The 19698-nt window shown below is 40.7% G+C and carries 22 protein-coding genes and 1 pseudogene; 11 read left to right on the top strand and 12 right to left on the bottom strand.

From position 1 onward, the window contains the following. Positions 1-214 precede the first annotated feature (214 nt). Together QX565_RS19505 and QX565_RS19510 are read left to right on the top strand one after the other, a co-directional pair. Positions 215-820 (top strand): TlpA family protein disulfide reductase, encoded by a 606-nt coding sequence (locus tag QX565_RS19505; protein WP_221650437.1) that lies wholly within the window; start codon positions 215-217, stop codon positions 818-820. Positions 821-910: 90 nt separating this feature from the next. Next, entirely contained in the window at positions 911-2770 is a 1860-nt protein-coding gene (locus tag QX565_RS19510; RefSeq protein WP_221650436.1) for an SLC13 family permease, read from the top strand. Positions 2771-2841: 71 nt separating this feature from the next. Here the strand turns inward: QX565_RS19510 and QX565_RS19515 are convergent, their stop codons facing one another. Further along, positions 2842-3573: a class I SAM-dependent methyltransferase gene (locus QX565_RS19515; protein WP_289294026.1), complete on the bottom strand. Its 732-nt coding sequence runs from the start codon at positions 3571-3573 to the stop codon at positions 2842-2844. A 95-nt stretch (positions 3574-3668) separates the two neighbouring features. On the opposite strand from QX565_RS19515, the gene QX565_RS19520 reads away from it, so the two are divergent. Further along, complete coding sequence (locus QX565_RS19520; protein WP_002561340.1) at positions 3669-3857, top strand: hypothetical protein; 189 nt, start codon at positions 3669-3671, stop codon at positions 3855-3857. A gap of 109 nt (positions 3858-3966) precedes the next feature. On the opposite strand, the gene QX565_RS19525 is transcribed toward QX565_RS19520, so the two are convergent. The 6 genes from QX565_RS19525 to QX565_RS19550 form a co-directional block, all read right to left on the bottom strand. Next, positions 3967-4341, bottom strand: coding sequence for a VOC family protein (locus QX565_RS19525; RefSeq protein ID WP_002561341.1), 375 nt, complete (start codon positions 4339-4341; stop codon positions 3967-3969). A gap of 93 nt (positions 4342-4434) precedes the next feature. Continuing rightward, positions 4435-5505, bottom strand: a complete 1071-nt coding sequence (locus QX565_RS19530; protein WP_289294030.1) for a DUF4468 domain-containing protein — start codon at positions 5503-5505, stop codon at positions 4435-4437. Between the two features lie 11 nt (positions 5506-5516). After that, positions 5517-6248 (bottom strand): MBL fold metallo-hydrolase, encoded by a 732-nt coding sequence (locus tag QX565_RS19535; protein ID WP_289294032.1) that lies wholly within the window; start codon positions 6246-6248, stop codon positions 5517-5519. A 66-nt stretch (positions 6249-6314) separates the two neighbouring features. After that, positions 6315-6959, bottom strand: coding sequence for a pyridoxamine 5'-phosphate oxidase (gene pdxH, locus QX565_RS19540; RefSeq protein WP_289294034.1), 645 nt, complete (start codon positions 6957-6959; stop codon positions 6315-6317). A 13-nt stretch (positions 6960-6972) separates the two neighbouring features. Beyond that, positions 6973-7677 (bottom strand): pirin family protein, encoded by a 705-nt coding sequence (locus QX565_RS19545; protein ID WP_007486496.1) that lies wholly within the window; start codon positions 7675-7677, stop codon positions 6973-6975. Positions 7678-7737: 60 nt separating this feature from the next. Continuing rightward, a complete protein-coding gene (locus QX565_RS19550; RefSeq protein ID WP_221650432.1) occupies positions 7738-8739 on the bottom strand; it encodes a 2-hydroxyacid dehydrogenase in 1002 nt (333 codons plus the stop codon). Between the two features lie 345 nt (positions 8740-9084). Between QX565_RS19550 and QX565_RS19555 the strand changes: the two genes are divergently transcribed. Continuing rightward, positions 9085-10605, top strand: a complete 1521-nt coding sequence (locus QX565_RS19555; RefSeq protein WP_289294036.1) for an OmpP1/FadL family transporter — start codon at positions 9085-9087, stop codon at positions 10603-10605. 110 nt (positions 10606-10715) lie between these two features. Here the strand turns inward: QX565_RS19555 and QX565_RS19560 are convergent, their stop codons facing one another. Continuing rightward, positions 10716-12002, bottom strand: coding sequence for a DcaP family trimeric outer membrane transporter (locus tag QX565_RS19560; RefSeq protein ID WP_195348635.1), 1287 nt, complete (start codon positions 12000-12002; stop codon positions 10716-10718). Between the two features lie 246 nt (positions 12003-12248). Here QX565_RS19560 and QX565_RS19565 point away from each other — a divergent pair, with 246 nt between their 5' ends. From QX565_RS19565 to queF, 4 genes are all read left to right on the top strand, one after another. Next, on the top strand, positions 12249-12749 hold the full coding sequence (locus QX565_RS19565; protein WP_007486503.1) for an RNA polymerase sigma factor: 501 nt from the start codon (positions 12249-12251) through the stop codon (positions 12747-12749). Positions 12750-12956: 207 nt separating this feature from the next. Further along, on the top strand, positions 12957-13637 hold the full coding sequence (locus tag QX565_RS19570; protein ID WP_002561351.1) for a queuosine precursor transporter: 681 nt from the start codon (positions 12957-12959) through the stop codon (positions 13635-13637). 109 nt (positions 13638-13746) lie between these two features. Beyond that, positions 13747-14400, top strand: a complete 654-nt coding sequence (queC, locus tag QX565_RS19575; RefSeq protein ID WP_289294046.1) for a 7-cyano-7-deazaguanine synthase QueC — start codon at positions 13747-13749, stop codon at positions 14398-14400. Positions 14401-14457: 57 nt separating this feature from the next. Then, positions 14458-14913 (top strand): preQ(1) synthase, encoded by a 456-nt coding sequence (gene queF, locus QX565_RS19580; protein WP_002561353.1) that lies wholly within the window; start codon positions 14458-14460, stop codon positions 14911-14913. A 26-nt stretch (positions 14914-14939) separates the two neighbouring features. Here the strand turns inward: queF and QX565_RS19585 are convergent, their stop codons facing one another. The 4 genes from QX565_RS19585 to rlmH form a co-directional block, all read right to left on the bottom strand. Then, entirely contained in the window at positions 14940-16052 is a 1113-nt protein-coding gene (locus QX565_RS19585) for a type II toxin-antitoxin system HipA family toxin (RefSeq protein ID WP_289294041.1), read from the bottom strand. Continuing rightward, positions 16036-16362 carry a helix-turn-helix domain-containing protein gene (locus QX565_RS19590; RefSeq protein ID WP_221650423.1) on the bottom strand — a complete coding sequence of 109 codons (327 nt, stop codon included), beginning with the start codon at positions 16360-16362 and terminating at the stop codon, positions 16036-16038. The genes QX565_RS19585 and QX565_RS19590 overlap by 17 nt, the downstream gene beginning before the upstream one ends. Positions 16363-16552: 190 nt before the next feature. Continuing rightward, positions 16553-16726 carry a hypothetical protein gene (locus QX565_RS19595; RefSeq protein WP_221650422.1) on the bottom strand — a complete coding sequence of 58 codons (174 nt, stop codon included), beginning with the start codon at positions 16724-16726 and terminating at the stop codon, positions 16553-16555. A 731-nt stretch (positions 16727-17457) separates the two neighbouring features. Further along, entirely contained in the window at positions 17458-17931 is a 474-nt protein-coding gene (gene rlmH / locus QX565_RS19600; protein WP_025867180.1) for a 23S rRNA (pseudouridine(1915)-N(3))-methyltransferase RlmH, read from the bottom strand. A 127-nt stretch (positions 17932-18058) separates the two neighbouring features. Between rlmH and QX565_RS19605 the strand changes: the two genes are divergently transcribed. The 3 genes and pseudogenes from QX565_RS19605 to QX565_RS20615 form a co-directional block, all read left to right on the top strand. Next, positions 18059-18451 (top strand): DUF4783 domain-containing protein, encoded by a 393-nt coding sequence (locus tag QX565_RS19605; RefSeq protein WP_289294044.1) that lies wholly within the window; start codon positions 18059-18061, stop codon positions 18449-18451. Next, a complete protein-coding gene (nadC, locus tag QX565_RS19610; RefSeq protein ID WP_221650420.1) occupies positions 18444-19292 on the top strand; it encodes a carboxylating nicotinate-nucleotide diphosphorylase in 849 nt (282 codons plus the stop codon). Before QX565_RS19605 ends, nadC begins: the two co-directional genes overlap by 8 nt. Positions 19293-19615: 323 nt before the next feature. Next, positions 19616-19698 (top strand): annotated as a pseudogene (locus QX565_RS20615) (RNA polymerase subunit sigma-70); the annotation flags it as partial.

Below are 19698 nucleotides of genomic sequence, written 5' to 3' on the forward strand. Positions count from 1 at the left end.
CCTCTTGTCGGATTCGAACCAACGACCCCGAGATTACAAATCACGTGCTCTGGCCAACTGAGCTAAAGAGGCGTTTTCTGTTTTGCGGGTGCAAAGGTAATCATTTACTCCAAAATTCCAAATAAGGAAATGAAAAAAATAGGATGAAAATGCTATTTGATAAGTCATATGATTTGTTTACTTTTGCAAATCAATTAATTAGGTATAAAAGAAAATGAAGAAGATTTTTTTTAATGTGTCTTGTCTGGTCTTGTTGGTTACAGGCGTTTTAGCTTGTTCCGGACAGGGAAAAAAGGATAAAGAGAGTGCTGCTACGGATAGCGTATCGGTTGCTATAGGAAATAATAGTGCCGTACAGGCTGATAGTACGGGATACATTGTTAAGGTAGGAGAGATGGCTCCCGATTTTACGGTGACGTTGACCGATGGAAAACAGGTGAATCTTTCCACTCTTCGTGGGAAGGTGGTAATGTTGCAGTTCACCGCCAGTTGGTGTGGTGTATGTCGTAAAGAGATGCCTTTTATTGAGAAAGATATCTGGTTGAAGCATAAGAATAATCCCAATTTTGCTTTGATCGGTATTGATCGTGATGAACCGTTGGATAAAGTACTTGCTTTTGCAAAAGCTACCGGAGTTACTTATCCGTTGGGACTTGACCCGGGAGCGGATATCTTTGCTAAATATGCACTTCGCGATTCGGGAATTACAAGAAATGTATTGATTGATCGTGATGGGAAGATTGTGAAGCTCACACGCTTGTATAATGAAGAAGAATTTGCCTCTTTGGTGCAAAAAATTGATGAAATGCTAAAGAAGTAGTTTTAAAAAGACAAAAGCCGGTGTTGACTGGCTTTTGTCTTTTTGAAACGAACGGAATACTTAAACTTTATTAATCCCTAAACTCATTTTATGATTATAACTCTCATTATTTTAGTACTATCTGCAGCTTTTTTTATGAGTGGTAAGGTGCGTTCTGACCTCGTTGCTCTTTGTGCATTGATTTCTTTACTTATTTTCCAGATACTGACTCCTGAAGAGGCTCTTTCGGGCTTCTCCAATTCGGTAGTTATTATGATGGTAGGACTGTTTGTGGTTGGTGGGGCTATCTTTCAGACAGGGCTGGCAAAAATGATTAGTAGTAAGATATTGAAGCTGGCAGGTAAAAGTGAATTACGATTATTTTTATTGGTGATGTTGGTTACTTCTGCTATCGGAGCTTTTGTTAGTAACACAGGTACTGTAGCGCTGATGCTCCCCATTGTAGTGAGCCTGGCTGTCAGTGCGGGTATGAATCCCAGCCGCTTGTTGATGCCATTGGCTTTTGCAAGTAGCATGGGAGGTATGATGACTCTGATTGGTACACCACCCAACCTTGTGATTCAGAATACATTGACAAGTGCCGGATTTGAACCTTTGTCTTTTTTCTCTTTTTTACCTGTGGGTATCATTTGTGTAGTAGTAGGTACACTCGTGTTGTTGCCCCTTACCAAGTGGTTTCTTTCAAAGAAAGGAAAGAAACAGGATGGACTCTCTTCCGGGAAGTCATTGAACCAGTTGGTGAAAGAGTATGGGTTATCCAGTAATTTATTCCGTTTGCGTGCTGTTTCTACATCTGCATTGATAGGAAAAACAATTATCGATCTGGATGTACGGCGTAAATATGGACTGAATATTCTGGAGGTACGTCGTGGAGATGCTTCTCAAAATCGTTTTCTGAAAACGATTACACAAAAACTAGCCTCTCCTGATACCGTGATGCAGGCTGAAGATGTGCTTTATATTACAGGTGAGGTTGAGAATGTGGATCGGTTTGCTCAGGATTATCTGTTGGAAATGCTCGACGGGCATACAACAGAAGAAGCCGCAAAGGCTGATAAATCACTTGATTTTTATGATATTGGTATTGCTGAAATCGTATTGATGCCTTCTTCCAATTTATCGAATCGTACCGTGAAAGAGGCTGGTTTCCGCGATAAGTTTAATTTGAACGTGTTGGGTATCCGCCGTAAAAAAGAGTATATCCTGCAAGGACTGGGTAATGAGAAGATGCATAGTGGAGATGTACTTTTGGTGCAGGGTACCTGGCAGGATATAGCACGATTGAGTAAGGAAGATGCCGATTGGGTAGTGTTGGGTCAACCTTTGGATGAGGCAGCTAAAGTAACATTGGATTATAAAGCTCCTGTGGCGGCTGCTATCATGCTCCTGATGGTAGTGATGATGGTATTCGATTTTATCCCGGTGGCTCCTGTTACTGCGGTGATGATTGCAGGAGTATTAATGGTGCTTACAGGTTGTTTCCGAAATGTAGAGGCGGCTTATAAAACAATAAACTGGGAAACAATCGTATTGTTTGCAGGTATGCTTCCCATGTCGTTGGCATTGGAAAAAACGGGAGCGTCAGAATACATATCCAATAGCCTTGTCAGTGGATTGGGGAGCTATGGACCGATTGTTTTGATGGCAGGTATTTATTTCACTACCTCACTGATGACAATGTTTATCAGTAATACTGTGACGGCAGTATTGATGGCACCTATTGCCTTACAAAGTGCCTTGCAGGTAGGGGTTAGCCCCGTGCCCTTCTTGTTTGCTGTCACTGTAGCTGCCAGTATGTGTTTTGCATCTCCGTTCTCAACACCTCCCAATGCTTTGGTGATGCCGGCAGGGCAATATACGTTTATGGATTATATAAAAGTAGGATTACCACTTCAAATAATAATGGGGGTAGTGATGGTATTTGCATTGCCACTACTGTTTCCGTTTTGATAATGTGCCAATATGTCAATGTGCCAATTGGCTGTGCTATTACACTGCGCAGCAATTGGCACATTGGCACATTAACACATTATTAATTTAGCCAGATAATCGTAATGCTTTCCTTCTTTGACAAGCTCGGCTTTGAAACCATATTCAGCAGCATAGAGGCTGAGAGTCTGGAAATCGATATATAGCCAGTCGAATGAGTCTCCTTTAATATCTTTATATTGCATTTGAAAATCAATCTCACCATAGTAGTCTCCGGCAAGGTCTATTTCAAAACTACCATCTTCGTCTTCAAAAAGATAGCGTAAATCACTTGAGTCCATTAATATACAGCCGCCCGGGCGAAGTAACATTTTCATTCTCCGGAAAAAAGCAGGCATATTTTCCAGTCGTCCGATGATACCGGATCCATTCATCAACATTAGGATTGTATCGAATGTGTCAACAAACTGTTCATCGAACAAATTAATAAGTCGGGCGTTAGTAACACCACGTTGTTTCATTACCTCTACAGACAACGGGGAAATGTCGATAGCACATACTTCTTTCCCCATTTCCTGAAGAGCGATGGCATGGCAACCACTTCCGGCACCAACATCGAGAATACTTCCGTTTGCCAGTTGCATAGCGGTGCGTTCAAGCAATGGCATTGTTTTGGCATTACGAAAAAGCTGTCTTACGGGGATTTCGTCTTCATCGAACTGTGATGAGAATACTTGTAAGCGGTTAGCCTTATGATGATTGAAATAGTCGGCTATGGCAGCTCCCATAGGATCTTTGTCTGTTGTGAGTAAGGTTGTTTCCATTACGTGGTTATTGGTTGTTAAGGAAGCAAAGATAGATAATTCGGAGAAAAGGATTATCTTTGTACATTGAAAATATGAATTAAAGAAGTAAGATTATGAGCTTAGAAGATGCAATGATGGGTGGTATCGTTTTTAAAGGGAAGAAAGACGGTCCTAAAAAAGAGGAAGATAAGGTGAAGACGAAAGCTAAGAAAACAACTTATATTAAAGGAACGCATGGCTCTGGCGCTGCAAAAATGAAGGCGGAAATAAGAAGGAAAAGGGCGGGAAGGCATAAGAAATAGTTATTTAGTTGACAGTGGACAATTGACAGTTGACAGTTAGCTGCGCATCATGCCACATTGTAACTGTCAACTGTCCACTGTCAATTGTCCATTGTCAACTGTCAATTGTTCACTGTGGTAATATTTCAATCCAGTAATCGTCCGGATCATTGATGAAATACAATCCCATAGCTGTATTTTCAAAGCATACGCAGTTCATCTCTTTGTGATACTGACGGATGGCATCATAATCGCCTGCTACGCGAAAGCAAAGATGGCTTTCGTTTTCTCCTAATTCATAAGCCTCTGTATGTTCTTTCAACCAGGTAAGTTCCAGTAGGAATCCGGTCGTATTATCAGTGAGATAAACCAATATGAATGAACCGTCTTTAGCCTCTTTACGATGATGTTCTTTCAGGCCGAGCGCTTTTTCATAAAATGCGATACTGCGCTCTAAATTGGTTACATTGATGTTGAAGTGATCAAATCTGCTTTTTATTTCCATATTTAATAATGTGATAATTTGCTAATATGCCAATGTGCCAATTGCTGTGCAGGGTAATAGCGCAGCCAATTGGCATATTGGCACATTGAATAATTATTTAATCCAGGCTTTTACAATTTCTCCTGCATATGTACGTGGTTGCCCTTCCAGTGGAGCTTGTGACGGGAGTTTCTTGCATTCAAGAATTACCGAAGGCTCTGTCTGGTTAGAAGGATAGAATCTTACAGAGTAGGTTTCTGCTTTCTCTATCTGTTCGTTGGACTGATCGGGAGAGAATATGGTGAAAACAACAGGTTTACCGTCCATTTTTCCTAATGAACCACCTGCATTGGCAGTCATCATCGTCATGTTGAATGCATCTTTACCAATAGCAATTACAAGTTTGCCTGCACCCATCTGAATAGCACTGGCCGGTACCTGTGAAGGTGCTACTTCCGTATAACCGGGTATGCTACCTGATGCAGACGGAGTGGCACTTGCAGACGGGGTGGTAACAGTAACGGGTGTTGCCGGAGTGATAACTACCGGTCCGGGAGCTGTTACTGCTTTTTTCGTAGTCTGTACTTCAGGTTCTACTGCTTCTGCTGCTCCCAATGCCTGGGCTGCACTGGCGAATAGCTCATCTGCAAAGTCTATTGTCTTTTTACGCCATTTGGCCAGACCGCGTATCAATTTGGTCTTTGATTTGTTGAGTGCATATTTATCGGTAATCCACTCTTCGGCGGTATATCTTTCGGTTTCACGATAACTGAAACGTATCTTTTCTATTTCCATCAGGCACTGACCGGGTTTGCAGGTTACAGTAATCTGATAGTTTGTCAGTGTGCGGTCTAATGACAAGGCACTCGATCTGAATACGATCCATTCTTCGCCAATTCCCGCTATCATTCCTTTTTCTTTGTCCCAGTAAGCAATACGGCTTCCCTGGTTTTTATTCTCTTTCAGCCTGTTTTCCATCCATTTCATCATTCTGTCGAATATCTGATCCTGTGACATACCTGGTATGCTGAATTCTTTGGAAAATACAACTTTTCCATCTACTTCGGGAACCGCACCAACAAGGTATCTGCTGTCGTCGTTGTCATCTTTATCTTTCTGTGCCATGATACTTACCGGCAGGCAGAGAAGAAATAATACAAGAAAAAAGTGTGTTAATCTGTTCATAATTCTATGTTTTATTTAGTAATATCAAAAGTTTCTCCTCGGTGAGTGATGTTGATAAAATGGCATCCATTGGCCTCTGCTATGTTTCGGAAAGCATTTCCTCCCTCATAATCTTCACTGAAGTGCATGGGTACAAATATAGTAGTTTTTATTTGTTCAATGAATTGTTTGGCTCCTTTCATGTAATCTTTTCCCATTCGCCGGTCTACCGGAAATAAGACGAGGTCAATGGCAGGAGCTTGTTGCTTCAGATATTTCACTTCTGCCAGAAAGTCACCATTCGCTTTACGTATTTCCTCTTCGGTAGATTCTTCACTCCAATGCCAATTGTTGAGATCGCCGGCATGGAATATGTGCATACCTTGCAGGTGAATGAGGAAAGAAATTCCCACGTCTGTCGAGCCGAATGCGTCAATTCTCAAAGCATCATCCTCATAGCTTTCTCCTTTATTAATATAAATAGCATCTTCCTGCTTGGCGCGACGATGTTTCAGGATATCTTTTGAGAAAATATAGATGATGTCCGGACGTTGTTCTTTCCACGTCAGTATCTCGCGATTAAAATGATCGGGATGGAAATGGGTAGAAAGAACATATAGCTTACCGGGTTTCTCCAGTAGATAGTCATGTACGACTCCCCGGTTTCGTTCTGTTTCTGACGAATCTTTATAATAATCAATAATAAGGGTTACACCTTCGGCTTCGATGGCAAAACCACTGTGGTAGATATAATCCAGTTTCATGGGTTAATGGTTTAGGAATGCAATATTACATATTCTTCTCATTACAAACAAGAAAAAGTAAGAAAATCAAGGAGCCAGACGTGTTACTTTCCAGGTTCCGTCTTTCTGTAGCGTATACAGAAAACGGTCATGTAGCCTGTTGGGCCTGCCTTGCCAGAATTCTATCCGGGTAGGAGTGACGGCATATCCTCCCCATTGCTGCGGGCGTTCCACTTCTTTGCCTATCCATTGTGCTGCTTCTTTCACGAAGCTTCGTATTAACTGCATCCGGCTTTTGATGGGCTGGCTTTGTGGAGAGATACGGGCCCCGATACGGCTTTTATATGGACGGTTTTTAAAATATTCATCCGATTCATGAGCCGGAACTTTGGCTGCAATGCCTTCTATATGTACCTGCCTTTCCAGCTGATGCCAGATGAATGACAAAGACACGCGTGGATTATTTGCCAGATGCCTGCCTTTACGGCTTTCATAATTCGTGTAGAATATGAACTTGCCATTATGAAGGTCTTTCAATAAAACGGTTCGTGTCGAGGGTTGTCCTTCGGGCGACACAGTGCCTACGACCACTGCAGTAGGTTCGTTTACTTTGGCATCAATGGCTTCCTGGAGCCAGCGGTTAAACAGCAAAAGCGGATTGTCGGGAAGTTCACTTTCCTTCAATCCGCCTTTGGTGTATTCTTGCCGGATGCCGGCGAGATTTATTTCCATGATTTTGATGCTATTACATTGGAACTTCTATTAACAGAATATGCGAGTCTTTCAGAGTCTCAAGCTCAAAACTGTTGGTATCATAGATGCCCATGCCATCCCGGCGTTGCATCACTGTACCATCCACTACTATCTCTCCTTCAATAAGGAAAATGTAAACTCCTCCGTGGGTCTGATGCAGATGGTAACCTAACTTTTTACCGGCTTCCACTTTACCGATGGAGAACCATGTATCCTGTAGTAGTGAGGCGGGAGTACTACCATCGGGTGATACAATCAGTGACAGTTCATTTTTTCGTTCCAGTTCGCGGATACTGTAATCATTGTAAGCAGGATGTGTATTCCGTTCGCGTGGCATGATCCAGATCTGCAGGAATTCCACAGGTTCCGTTTTGCTACCATTCATTTCGCTATGGAAGATACCCGTACCGGCACTCATTACTTGTATATCGCCCACAGTAATCACCCGGTTGTTCTTCTTACTGTCTCCGTGCTCCAGTTTTCCTTTCAGGGGGATAGATACAATCTCCATATTCTTGTGAGGATGTGTCTGGAAGCCTTCTCCGGGAGCAACACGATCATCATTCAATACCCGTAATGCACCAAAATTGATACGTTCCGAGTCAAAGTATTCATCAAAACTAAATGTATGGTGACTATCCAGCCAATCGTAGCGTGAACGTCCGCGGGTATCCGCTTTATGTATTACCTTTTTCATTATTTCTCCTTGGTTTATAAGTTTATATATACAATTAACAGTTGCGGATAACGAAAGGTTCTATCTCTTCACTTCATTTAGCAAGGGTTTATGATTTATAAAATCACGGATATTTTGTAAAGTGGTCGTTGCAATATTTCCTAATGCCTCTTTGGTGAAGAAAGCCTGATGAGAGGTAACAATTACATTATTGAATGATAGCAAGCGTGCCAGTACATCATCATCGATGATACGGTCGGACTTATCTTCGTAGAAATATTCACCTTCTTCTTCGTAAACATCCAGTCCGGCAGAACCTACCTTCTTATTTTTTAAACCTTCTATAAGCGCATTGGTGTGGATGAGTTGCCCACGTCCGGTATTGATAATCATTACTCCGTCCTTCATCTTGCTGATAGAGTAATCGTTGATCAGATATTTGGTTTGTTCGGTAAGCGGACAATGCAGTGAAATAATATCCGAGCTATGATACAGTTCGTCCAATGAAGTATATACTACCTGGTTTTCACGGGCGAAGTTATAATCCGGATAGAGATCATATGCCAATATATTCATTCCGAATCCGCGTAGGATATGAATCAGTATTTTAGCTATTTTTCCCGTGCCGATGATGCCGGCAGTTTTTCCATGCATGTCAAAACCCATAAGTCCGTGCAGGGAGAAGTTTCCGTCGCGGGTACGCCAGGAAGCACGTGGTATTTTACGGTTGAGTGATAACATGAGTGCTACGGTATATTCTGCTACAGCATAGGGAGAGTAGGCAGGAACGCGTAATACGGTTATTCCGTTGTCGGCCGCAGCATCGAGGTCCACATTGTTATATCCGGCACATCTTAGTGCCAGGAGTTTTACGCCATTGGCTGCCAGTGTACGGATGACTTCTGCGTCAGCTGTATCATTAACGAAGATACAGACGGCATCCACACCTTGGGTTAATAACACATTGTTCTTGTTCAGATGTCCTTTGAAATAACGTATTTCATATCCGAACTCTTTATTTTTTTCGTTGAATGAAGTTTCATCATAGGGCTTGGTACCAAAAAATGCGATTGTATATGCCATAATTTCTATGTTTATTATCTATAATAACACTGGAAAACCTCAATAAGTTCGTATCTGTTATCTTGCTTTTAAAAGTTCTATTTTAACAGTGTGTTAAATACCTATTTAAGTCACTGTGAAAATGCATAGTTTATACTTCAAAAGTACTATACTTTGCATCACTAAAGATGGATAGTTTGTCCGTATGTTAATATTGTTAATTGGGTTTTGATGCGTTTGTTACAAACGAAACTATTTCGTTTTTTCATCAAATACTTCTTATTAGTGAAATTAAATGCACAAAGATGCTTCTTGTGTGCAATATTATTGTACCTTTGCGCCCGAAATAACTTAAAAAAGATTTAAATGAGAAAATTATCTTTGATTAGCATTGTGTTGCTGATCGTTTCAATTCCAACTTTTGCGGGAGGTCTCCTGACAAATACTAATCAGCATGTTTTATTTTTAAGAATGTTGGCTCGTGATGCTTCAACAGATATTGATGCTGTATATTCCAATCCTGCCGGTCTGGCTTTTATGGAAGATGGATTTCATCTCTCTTTTAATGGTCAGAGTGCGTTTCAGACGAGAACAATAACTTCTACGTTTGCTCCATTTGCCGGCTTCGGTGGAAATGCTACTAAAGAATATAAGGGCGAAGCTTCTGCTCCGTTTGTCCCCAGTTTTTTTGCTGTATATAAAAAAGGTGACTGGGCATTCTCAGGAAGTTTTGCCGTGACAGGAGGTGGTGGTAAGGCTACCTTTAATGAAGGGCTTGGTTCTTTTGAGTCTCAGGTATCTGTCATTCCAATGGCGATGAAAGCAGCTGGAGCGGGTTTAGTAAGCGGAGGATTGCTTCCTGAAAATCCGTTTGCAAATACGAATAAGTATTCTGTAGATAGTTATATGCGTGGAAAGCAGATGATTTTTGGTCTTCAATTGGGAGCCACCTATAAAATAACAGATTATCTGTCTGTTTTTGGTGGACTACGTATGAATTATGTAAGTAATGGGTATGAAGGACATATTCGTGACATTCAGGCTAATATAGGCGATAAAATGGTGAATTTGAATCAGACGTTTACTGCCTATGCAGATCAGTTTAATAAACTGGCGGCAGCAGCGGAAGTTGCCGGACAACCTGAAGCGGCCAAAAAGTATGCAGCAGCTGCTGCAATGGCTAATAAGTATGCGACAAATACTCAAGATAAATATTTGGATTGCGACCAGACCGGTTGGGGAGTAACACCTATTATTGGTGTTGACTTTAAGATGAACAAATGGAATGTTGGTGTGAAATATGAGTTTAATACCAAATTGAATGTAGAGAATAAAACACGTGTGGATGATACTAAGTTATTTGCTCCGGGGGTAAACACTCCACATGATATTCCAAGTTTATTAACTGTTGGTGTTTCTTATGAGATTCTTCCTGTGCTTCGTGCTTCTGTAGGTTATCATCATTTCTTCGATACTCATGCTAAGATGGCTGATGCTACTAATCTAATTACTGGAGAAAGAACTGGGAAACAGCATTTCATAGATAAAGGTACTAATGAATATCTGGCTGGTATTGAATGGGATGTATGCAAATGGGCACAAATCAGTGCCGGTATGCAACGCACAAAATATGGTGTGGAAGATAGTTATCAAAGTGATATGAGCTTTGCTGTAAGTTCTTACTCTTTTGGTTTTGGTGCCGGTTTCAATATCGCTAAAAACCTGAAGTTGAATATAGCTTACTTTTGGACTGATTATGAAGATTATACTAAGAATTGGAGTGACTACAACGGGATTTCTGCTTTGGCAGGACAAGCCATTCCGGGAACAGATGTCTTCTCACGTACCAATAAAGTATTCGGTATCGGTCTTGACTATAAGTTCTAAATAACACGAACTAATTCTCTTATATATAAAAGGAGATTTCTCTGCTACTTCTATTGAGAAGACGGTGAAATCTCCTTTTTCGTTTTTATAGAGATGAAATATTTTCTTTTTTAGAAAGAATACTGTACCAACAGATTCATACGGTTCGCATTGCGGGTATCATCATTAAAATCCGTGCGCCATCCTCTCAGATACTCGGCACCTACCTGCAGGTTGCTGGTTACATTCCAGAATAAATTAGCTACCAGATACTGTCCTTTACGATATGCTTCCGGATTTTCACTTGGATATCCATGTTCGGAGTAAAGTCTTGACAAACTATAAGTCCCTGATACAAACATATTCTTGCATAAATTGTATTGTACTCCTGCATACCATCCGAGCATAGGAAGTGCTTGCATTTTGCCCTCTTTCTCCGGATTTGGAACAAGGTCTACATTCAGATTGCTAAGATCGTTGAGGAACTGCCCGATTCCCTTTCCATAATTAAACTGCCCGAATAGTTGCCATTTCGGAGTAACAGCAAATGTGGTGGATGCCTGCAATCCGAATCCGGTGGTGGAATAGGCTTTCTGATAAACATCACTTGAATAAGTCATACTGCGAAGAATAGCTGCCAGGCGGATGTGGCTGTTCTTATTCCAGTTGTATTGAGCAGAAGTGGCAAAGTCCGGCATACGTTGTGTGCTGATAGACAGTTTGTCGGTGGTTGTTCCGTCTACCGAAGGCATCTCGGCAGCAATACCGAATTTCCAGTTCTTCAATCCGCTATACATATAACTTAACTGAGTGGTACGATAGAATGCAGAACCGTTAGGGCCGGCAAAGTCTATGGTAGGGGGAAGTGCCGCCAAATCCATAAATGAACCATAGCTGTATCCTAATGTGAATCCTAAGAATGAAGCGTATGCATTCTGGAGTTCAAATGTTTTTCCATTTCCCCGGAAGTTTCCTGCAGTGTAGACAACAAAGTCTCCCAGATTCTTGGTATGCCCTACCAGCTTTAAAAATAGGGTAGAAGTGGTAGCATCCATCTGAAACTGATTTCTTGCATAATCCGTCCCTCTGTTGGGTATAAGTGCCGGATAGAAATCTACATCTTTAACGATACCTCCGAAGTCATATTCTGCCGTAGCACGTACGTATCCTCCAATACCGAGGGCAAACTTCCCTTTTTGATCTGTCAGCAAGAAGCGGGGAGCTTTGGGTTCGTGAAAGCGTTTAAGTTGTGTCTCCTCCATGATTCGGATAATCTCATCTCCGGCTTTATCCCTTGAGACAAACATGATAGAGTTTGGCTCTTTATCTTCAATGATTACTTTTTTCTGGGCATTTGCGCAGAGTGGGAGTAGTCCCATTCCAAGTAGCAGCGCTACTGTTCTAAATGTTGTTTCCATTATAAGTTAAGTTTTAGGTGAATGTGCAAAGAACAACTAAAATTTGAAAAGGTTGAGACATCTTTGCCAAAAAAGCGAAGATAAGCTGCACCTTGGCATAAAAAATGAACTCGTTCATTTTATTCTGCTCTCGGTTTGCATTATCTTTGGGAAAAATAGACAAATATTGCGGAAGTATTGCCATAGGTAAATTCTTTTAGAAACCTCATCTTTGCATTCAGTAATAATTTGAATAATAAAACCACAATGGATAAACTGACAAGTAAAATAGTAGGGATGGAATCAGAGTTGCGTCACTTTGCTCTCAAGCTGACTGCCGATCAGGATTCGGCTAATGATTTGGTGCAGGATTGTATGTTGAAAGCTCTGGATAATAAGGAGAAGTTTGTTCATGCGCAAAACTTTAAGGGCTGGATGTACACAATCATGCGTAATCTTTTTATTAATAATTATCGTCGGGTTACGCGTGAAATGTCTATGATGGATGATAGTTATAGCATTGGCCGTCAGAATCTGTTGGAGGTAGAAGATGGAGAACGTTTTGAATATGCTTATGATCTGAAGGAACTTCATAAAGTGATTAATGCGGTACCGGAATCTATGCGAAAACCTTTTCTCATGTACGTTGCCGGATTCAAATACAATGAGATCGCAGAGAAAATGGGGCTTCCGATTGGTACGATAAAAAGTCGTTTGTTCTTTGTGCGTAAAAGGTTGCAGAGGGAATTGAAAGAATTTGGTAAATAGTGAGCAGTGATGAGTGATTAGTGATAAGTGATTAGTACCATGTGGATTCATGGCGCAGCCCACTAATCACTTATCACTCCCCACTAATCACTATTTTTCTTGCCTATTTCCAAAAGATGCCGTATCTTTGTTGCCCGAATTTAAAAAAACGTATGATGCCGTGAATAGCGGTCGTGTATTCTAGAACACCACGTAAAAAACAGGAGTATGAAAGAAAAAGTATCCATTCCCTTCATGTTGCTTGGCATATTGTTTAATGTATGCCTTATTGCAGCCAATCTTCTTGAAACCAAAGTGATTCAGGTAGGTAGTATTACCGTTACTGCCGGATTGCTTGTATTTCCTATTTCCTATATAATCAACGATTGTATTGCCGAAGTATGGGGATTCAAAAAAGCCCGTCTCATTATCTGGAGTGGTTTCGCCATGAACTTCTTTGTTGTAGCATTGGGCTTGATTGCCGTAGCTATTCCTGCTGCTCCTTTTTGGGAGGGGGAAGAGCATTTTGATTTTGTGTTTGGTATGGCACCACGTATTGTCTTTGCCAGTTTGATGGCATTTCTGGTGGGTTCATTCCTTAATGCTTATGTGATGAGTAAGATGAAAGTTGCCAGCGGTGGAAAGAACTTCTCCGCACGTGCTATTATTTCTACGGTTGTCGGAGAAACGGCGGACTCTTTTATCTTCTTTCCTGTTGCTTTTGGTGGTATCATTGCCTGGCCGGAACTGTTGGTAATGATGGGAATCCAAATCGTGCTGAAATCTATGTACGAGGTTATTATCCTTCCTGTGACGATTCGGGTTGTAAATGCTATCAAGAAGATAGACGGCAGCGATGTCTACGATAAAGATATTTCCTATAATGTACTTAAAATAAAAGACGTTTAATAAGTGATAAGTGAGTAGTGATAAGTGATTAGTAAGCTGCGCTATGATCCGCATGGCACTAATCACTTATCACTACTCACTTATCACTACTCAAAAGTCATAATTTATGATTAATAAAGATACAGCCTTAGTCGTGTTCAGCGGTGGGCAAGATTCAACGACCTGCCTGTTTTGGGCAAAGCGTGAATTTAAGAAAGTGGTTGCCCTGAGTTTTCTTTATGGGCAGAAACATAAGAAGGAGGTAGAACTGGCACGTGAGATAGCCCGTAATGCCGGTGTGGAATTTGAAGCAATGGATGTTTCCTTTATAGGACAATTGGGGCACAATTCATTGACGGATACAACGATGCAGATGGATCAGGATAAGCCTGCCGATAGTTTTCCGAATACGTTTGTACCGGGGCGTAACTTGTTTTTTCTTAGTATTGCCGCCGTATATGCACGTGAAAGAGGTATCAACCATATTGTGACCGGTGTGTCGCAAACCGATTTCAGTGGCTATCCCGATTGCCGGGATGCTTTTATTAAGTCTCTCAATGTAACATTGAATCTGGCAATGGATGAACAGTTCGTTTTGCATACTCCGTTGATGTGGATTGATAAAGCACAGACCTGGGCATTAGCTGACGAATTAGGGGTGCTTGACATCATCCGTAATGATACATTGACTTGCTATAACGGTATACAGGGTGATGGCTGTGGGCATTGTCCGGCATGTAAATTACGTCAGCAGGGATTGGAAGAGTATCTCGCCAGAGAGTAACATATATAATCATCGCTTGTCGTACCTCCCCGTGCGGGAAGCACAACTTTTCATTTTATGACTGAATTAAAAGATCAACTCTCCCTTTTGGGTAGAAAAACAGAGTACAAACAAGATTATGCTCCCGAAGTATTGGAAGCTTTTGATAATAAGCATCCCGAAAATGATTACTGGGTACGTTTTAACTGTCCTGAGTTTACCAGCCTTTGTCCCATTACCGGACAGCCGGATTTTGCTGAGATACGTATCAGTTATCTTCCGGATGTGAAGATGGTGGAAAGCAAGAGCCTGAAACTTTATCTCTTCAGCTTCCGTAGCCATGGCGCATTCCATGAAGATTGTGTGAATATCATTATGAAAGATCTTATCCGCCTGATGGATCCGAAATATATCGAAGTGACCGGCATCTTTACTCCGCGTGGAGGTATTTCCATCTATCCGTATGCTAACTATGGTCGTCCGGGAACGAAATATGAGCAAATGGCGGAACACCGGTTGATGAATCACGAATAGATGAAGTATTGGATACAAAGTATAGTTTATATTATTCGTTTGTATTCCGTCGATAGAATTTCCGAGCATTCTTCGGCAATACTCATAATAATGTCTGTTCCTTTTTTTCTGGGAATGCGAATACTTTCACCTACAACAAGCATATCTTCGATAGTTGGATTGTCGTTATTATTGACAGAGGTGGCATGTTCTCCATTATAGCCATTGCTACATCGGGTTAAGTCGTAAGCCGGAGCTAATGACCAGGTACCTTCCCGACAAATGAAGCTGAAATTTTTGGCATGGTCGTCTTTATTGTCGGTTAAAACGTTGAATACCATGCGTCGAAACATTTCAGCAACTTGTTTCGGGTCTTGTGTGAGGTATCCCGTCAGATGGAGTAAGGTTTTGTACTCCAGTTTGGGTTGCATAATCGATTCGTTTAAGATTGCCCCGGCTGTAGCGATATGCAACCTTTCTCCATGCTCAATATCAAAACGTTTGGTTGAAAAATACTTTCCGTTCATTAACTTATAATCAGGTACAGTGATACCGCATTTACGTGCTATCTCATTATATTGGTATTCCATTACCCCCATATCTTTGGGGTCGTATGTGTGTCTGAATTTTACTAACCATGCCCCCTCTGCATCGTGATACAGGCACTTAGGGCGACATCCTCCCGAATTGCCGCTATTAAAATATAAGATATCTTCATCTTTATCAGACCTTTCAGATAGTACGTCCAGTGCCATCTGTTGGAGATCGTCCAGCTCCGGTAATGTTTTTTCTTCGCCTATATATGTTTCGGGAATATAGCACAAAGCCCCCATTCCCGATGTACCGACAATGCTCAAACGCTGCAAAGGAGTTAGCTTACTATCGTTGATTCCTTGTTTTTTCAGCATACGATTCAGTAAATAGCGCCCGTATCCGTCGGGCAGACTGTCTTCGAAAATACCAAAGTTACCCCAAAATGGTTCCGGTTTGGCGATGAACAGATCCGACTTTAAGGGCAAGTCAAGTGGTGAAATGGAAAACCCGTTTACTGACCAATCTTTATCATATTGAAATGCGCATAATCGGTTGTCGGGAGTCATACTAAGTGTTCCAACAGTACGATTGTGATACGTGACTGTTACTTTATTTGTAAATCTCATTTCGCCCTTTTTTTCTGTTTTTGTTCTTGTTAATCATCTCCAGTTCCTCCATTGTGTTGTAGAGTGGTTCGGAGAGCAGTGCTTTCATGTCTTTGGTATAACCCAATGCTTTTGCTAATGCCACGAAGGAAGCCAGTGAAATGGTATGTTTTTGTTCAAATTTAGCAATAGTGGGAGTTGGAACTCCGCTAAGTTCTGTAAGAGCTTCCCGTGACAGCCCCTTTTCTAATCTGCGCTTTTGTAGATTAGAAGCAAGTATCGCTAATAATTCATCGGGTGTATCAATGTCGAAATTATAAAGTAATGGCATACTATTGTATTTGAAAAAACAGAAAATAGGATATATTGAATATCATTGTATCCAATACAAAAGTATTCCTTTTTTGCTGACAAACAAAATATTCCTGCTTTTATTTCGATTTGTTAATGCCTATTCCTGTGTCGGTTGATGAATCACGAATAACAGAGTTATTCTAAGCTTTTTCTGAACTCCGCCGGTGTCATGCTGTATTTCTCACGAAAAACACAAGGCGGTCAAAGATTTTGAGGTTCTCCAGTTCTTTACTGCTCATTTTCTTTTCCGTCTCTGATTCCGTGTCGTTCGTAATGTCCGGAGAGGAATCGGCTGTAGCTGTTTGCTGTTGCTCTGTTGTATCTTCGTCAGCAGTATCCACAACTTCGCTGGTAGGATCCTCTTCTGTTTGTTGTATTCTTTTTTTGTTTGGTAACGTTGCAAAGATATAATTTAGTGGGGAAAAATACAATTATTTTAGTCTACACCTGTTAGGGCAAATAGGTGTAGACTAAAATAAAGAATTAGCCTAAAAGTTTTTAAAATTTAAGAATAACTTTCGTTTTGCTCTTTTGTTGGCCGATCCTATAACACGTGCTTTGGGACAAATGTTGCTGTTAGAGGACGAATTGCATAAATACTTGTAATAATATGCGGTCTGTATTGTATATTTTTGCTCTATCTGCATAGATATGTACTGTATCCCGGTGTGTAAACTCATTTATCCTGGTAAGATAAGTCCGGTTTCTCTACGAGGAACGGTCCAAGTCTCGTAGAGAAACATTCCGAGACTCTACGGGGAAAAAATATTTCTCCGTAAAGTCCCTTTTTTTAGGCTAACTGATACTGATATTTGATCTGTCTTCAGGTAGAAAAAAGAATTATATCTGCTGGTTTTGATAATATATTGTGTAGCAAATATGAAAGAAAGAAGGAAAATGTTACTTGATGGACAATAATCCGTGTTATCTGAAAAAATGAATATGGAAATCAAGGCGATTTTAGTGACTGGTACTTCATTCAGATCCAAATAAGAGGAGTCTGTGACGTCAGGAATATCACTTTGTCAAATAGTAAGTTGAAAAGAAATCCAATTCAGGCTCCCCGAAGCAATTATTCATGATGATAGGGGCCTCCATTCAATATTGTCATTGCACGATATATCTGCTCTACAAAGATAAGGCGTATCATTTGATGAGAGAAGGTCATTTTCGACATTGAAATCTTCTCCTGTGCGGCATCATATACCCGCTGCGAGAAACCGTAAGGACCTCCGATGACGAACACCAGCCGTTTGTTCACCGTATTCATCTTCCGTTTCATGTATTCGGCAAATTCGAGAGAACGCATTTCTTTGCCATGTTCATCAAGCAGCACCACCACGTCTCCCGGTTGTAAGGCTTTGCATATAAGTTCTCCTTCTTTCTCTTTCTGTTGTTCCATCGAGAGGCTTTTGGTGTTTTTAAGTTCAGGAATGACTTCCATATCGAAAGATATGAAGCGTTTTGTACGTTGGATATAGTCGTTGATAGCAGTAATATAATGTTGTTCTACCGTTCGTCCTACGACGAGCAAAGTCGTTTTCATGCTGATACAGTTCTGATTATCGCACAAAAATAGGCATTTTTTATTGTATTCTGCAATAAATGCTTACCTTTGCGTATCATTAGATACCAGATTAAGTTGAAAACTGATATCTGAAAAGCTTGTGGTTATGAAAAAACAAGTACTTTTATGGATTGCCGGATTGCTCTTTTCCGCGTCTGCGCTTTTGGCACAAGATGTACCGGTGGGTGTAGTTCTGGCATTTAAAAAAGGAAGCTCTCAGGAGCTGAACAAATTCCTGGGTGATAAGGTAGACCTCATCATTCAGAATCGTTCGACGAATGCTGACAAGCAAGCAGCAGAAAGTACCATGAATACTTTTTTTACTGAAAATAAGGTCAGTGCTTTTAATGTAAATCATCAGGGAAAGCGTGACGAATCGAGTTTTGTCATTGGTACCTTGACAACTGCTAATGGAAACTTTCGGGTGAATTGTTTCTTCAAAAGAGTACAGAACAAATATTTAATTCATCAAATAAGAATTGACAAAACCAATGAATAAGGAAAAAGAACTTATAGACAAGTTGATTGACCTTGCCTTTTCTGAAGATATAGGTGATGGTGACCATACCACCCTTTCGTGTATCCCTGCTACAGCAATGGGAAAATCAAAACTCCTCATTAAAGAAACCGGTGTATTGGCGGGCGTTGAAGTTGCTAAAGAGATATTTAATCGTTTCGACCCCACTATGAAGGTGGAAGTGTTTATCAATGACGGTACTGAAGTAAAACCTGGTGATGTGGTAATGATAGTAGAAGGAAAAGTACAATCGTTATTGCAAACAGAGCGTCTGATGCTGAATGTAATGCAACGTATGAGCGGTATTGCTACTATGACCCGTAAATACGCTCAAAAGCTGGTTGGTACGAATACTCATGTGCTTGATACCCGTAAAACGACACCGGGAATGCGTATTCTTGAAAAGATGGCTGTGAAGATTGGTGGTGGGGTGAATCATCGCATAGGGCTGTTTGATATGATCCTCCTGAAAGATAATCATGTGGATTTTGCAGGTGGCATTGATAAGGCTATCACTCGTGCAAAGGAGTATTGCAAGGAGAAAGGCAAAGATCTGAAAATAGAAATTGAAGTGCGTAACTTCGACGAATTGCAACAAGTGCTTGATTTGGGTGGAGTAGATCGTATTATGTTTGATAATTTCACTCCTGAGATGACAAAGAAAGCTGTTGAGATGGTGGCTGGCAAATATGAGACGGAATCATCCGGCGGTATCACTTTCGATACATTGCGCGATTATGCCGAATGTGGAGTGGACTTTATATCTGTGGGTGCTTTGACGCATTCGGTGAAAGGACTTGATATGAGTTTCAAGGCCTGTTGACAACTGATTTATTCTGATAAAATAAAATAGACTTAACCTCCTGTATGCTCAATCTATTGTAGTATGCAGGAGGTTGTTTATTATAGGTAAGTAATCGTTCAAAATTATATGATACTCTTATTGAAACGCAGAAACTCACAGATTCACGCAAAGCATATCATCGCTCAAGTATAGCGCAGCTATTTAATCTGCGAAAATCTGCGATCATTTGCGTTTCAATAAAATGTTGTCATAGTATGAACTAAATTTGAAGTACTACTTAAAGTCTATTGTTTTTTTGTCTTTAACTTCTTTTAAATATTATCATTGCAGCATTTCTCAGAATGCTGCGTCTAACTAACAAACGACGCAGAGAGGCGTCCGTAAAAAAAGCACTGACATTGGAAAACGAGATAGAACTGATAAA

Origin of the sequence: Bacteroides sp. 41_26 (genome assembly GCF_949740115.1) — a bacterium.
GTDB lineage: Bacteria > Bacteroidota > Bacteroidia > Bacteroidales > Bacteroidaceae > Bacteroides > Bacteroides nordii.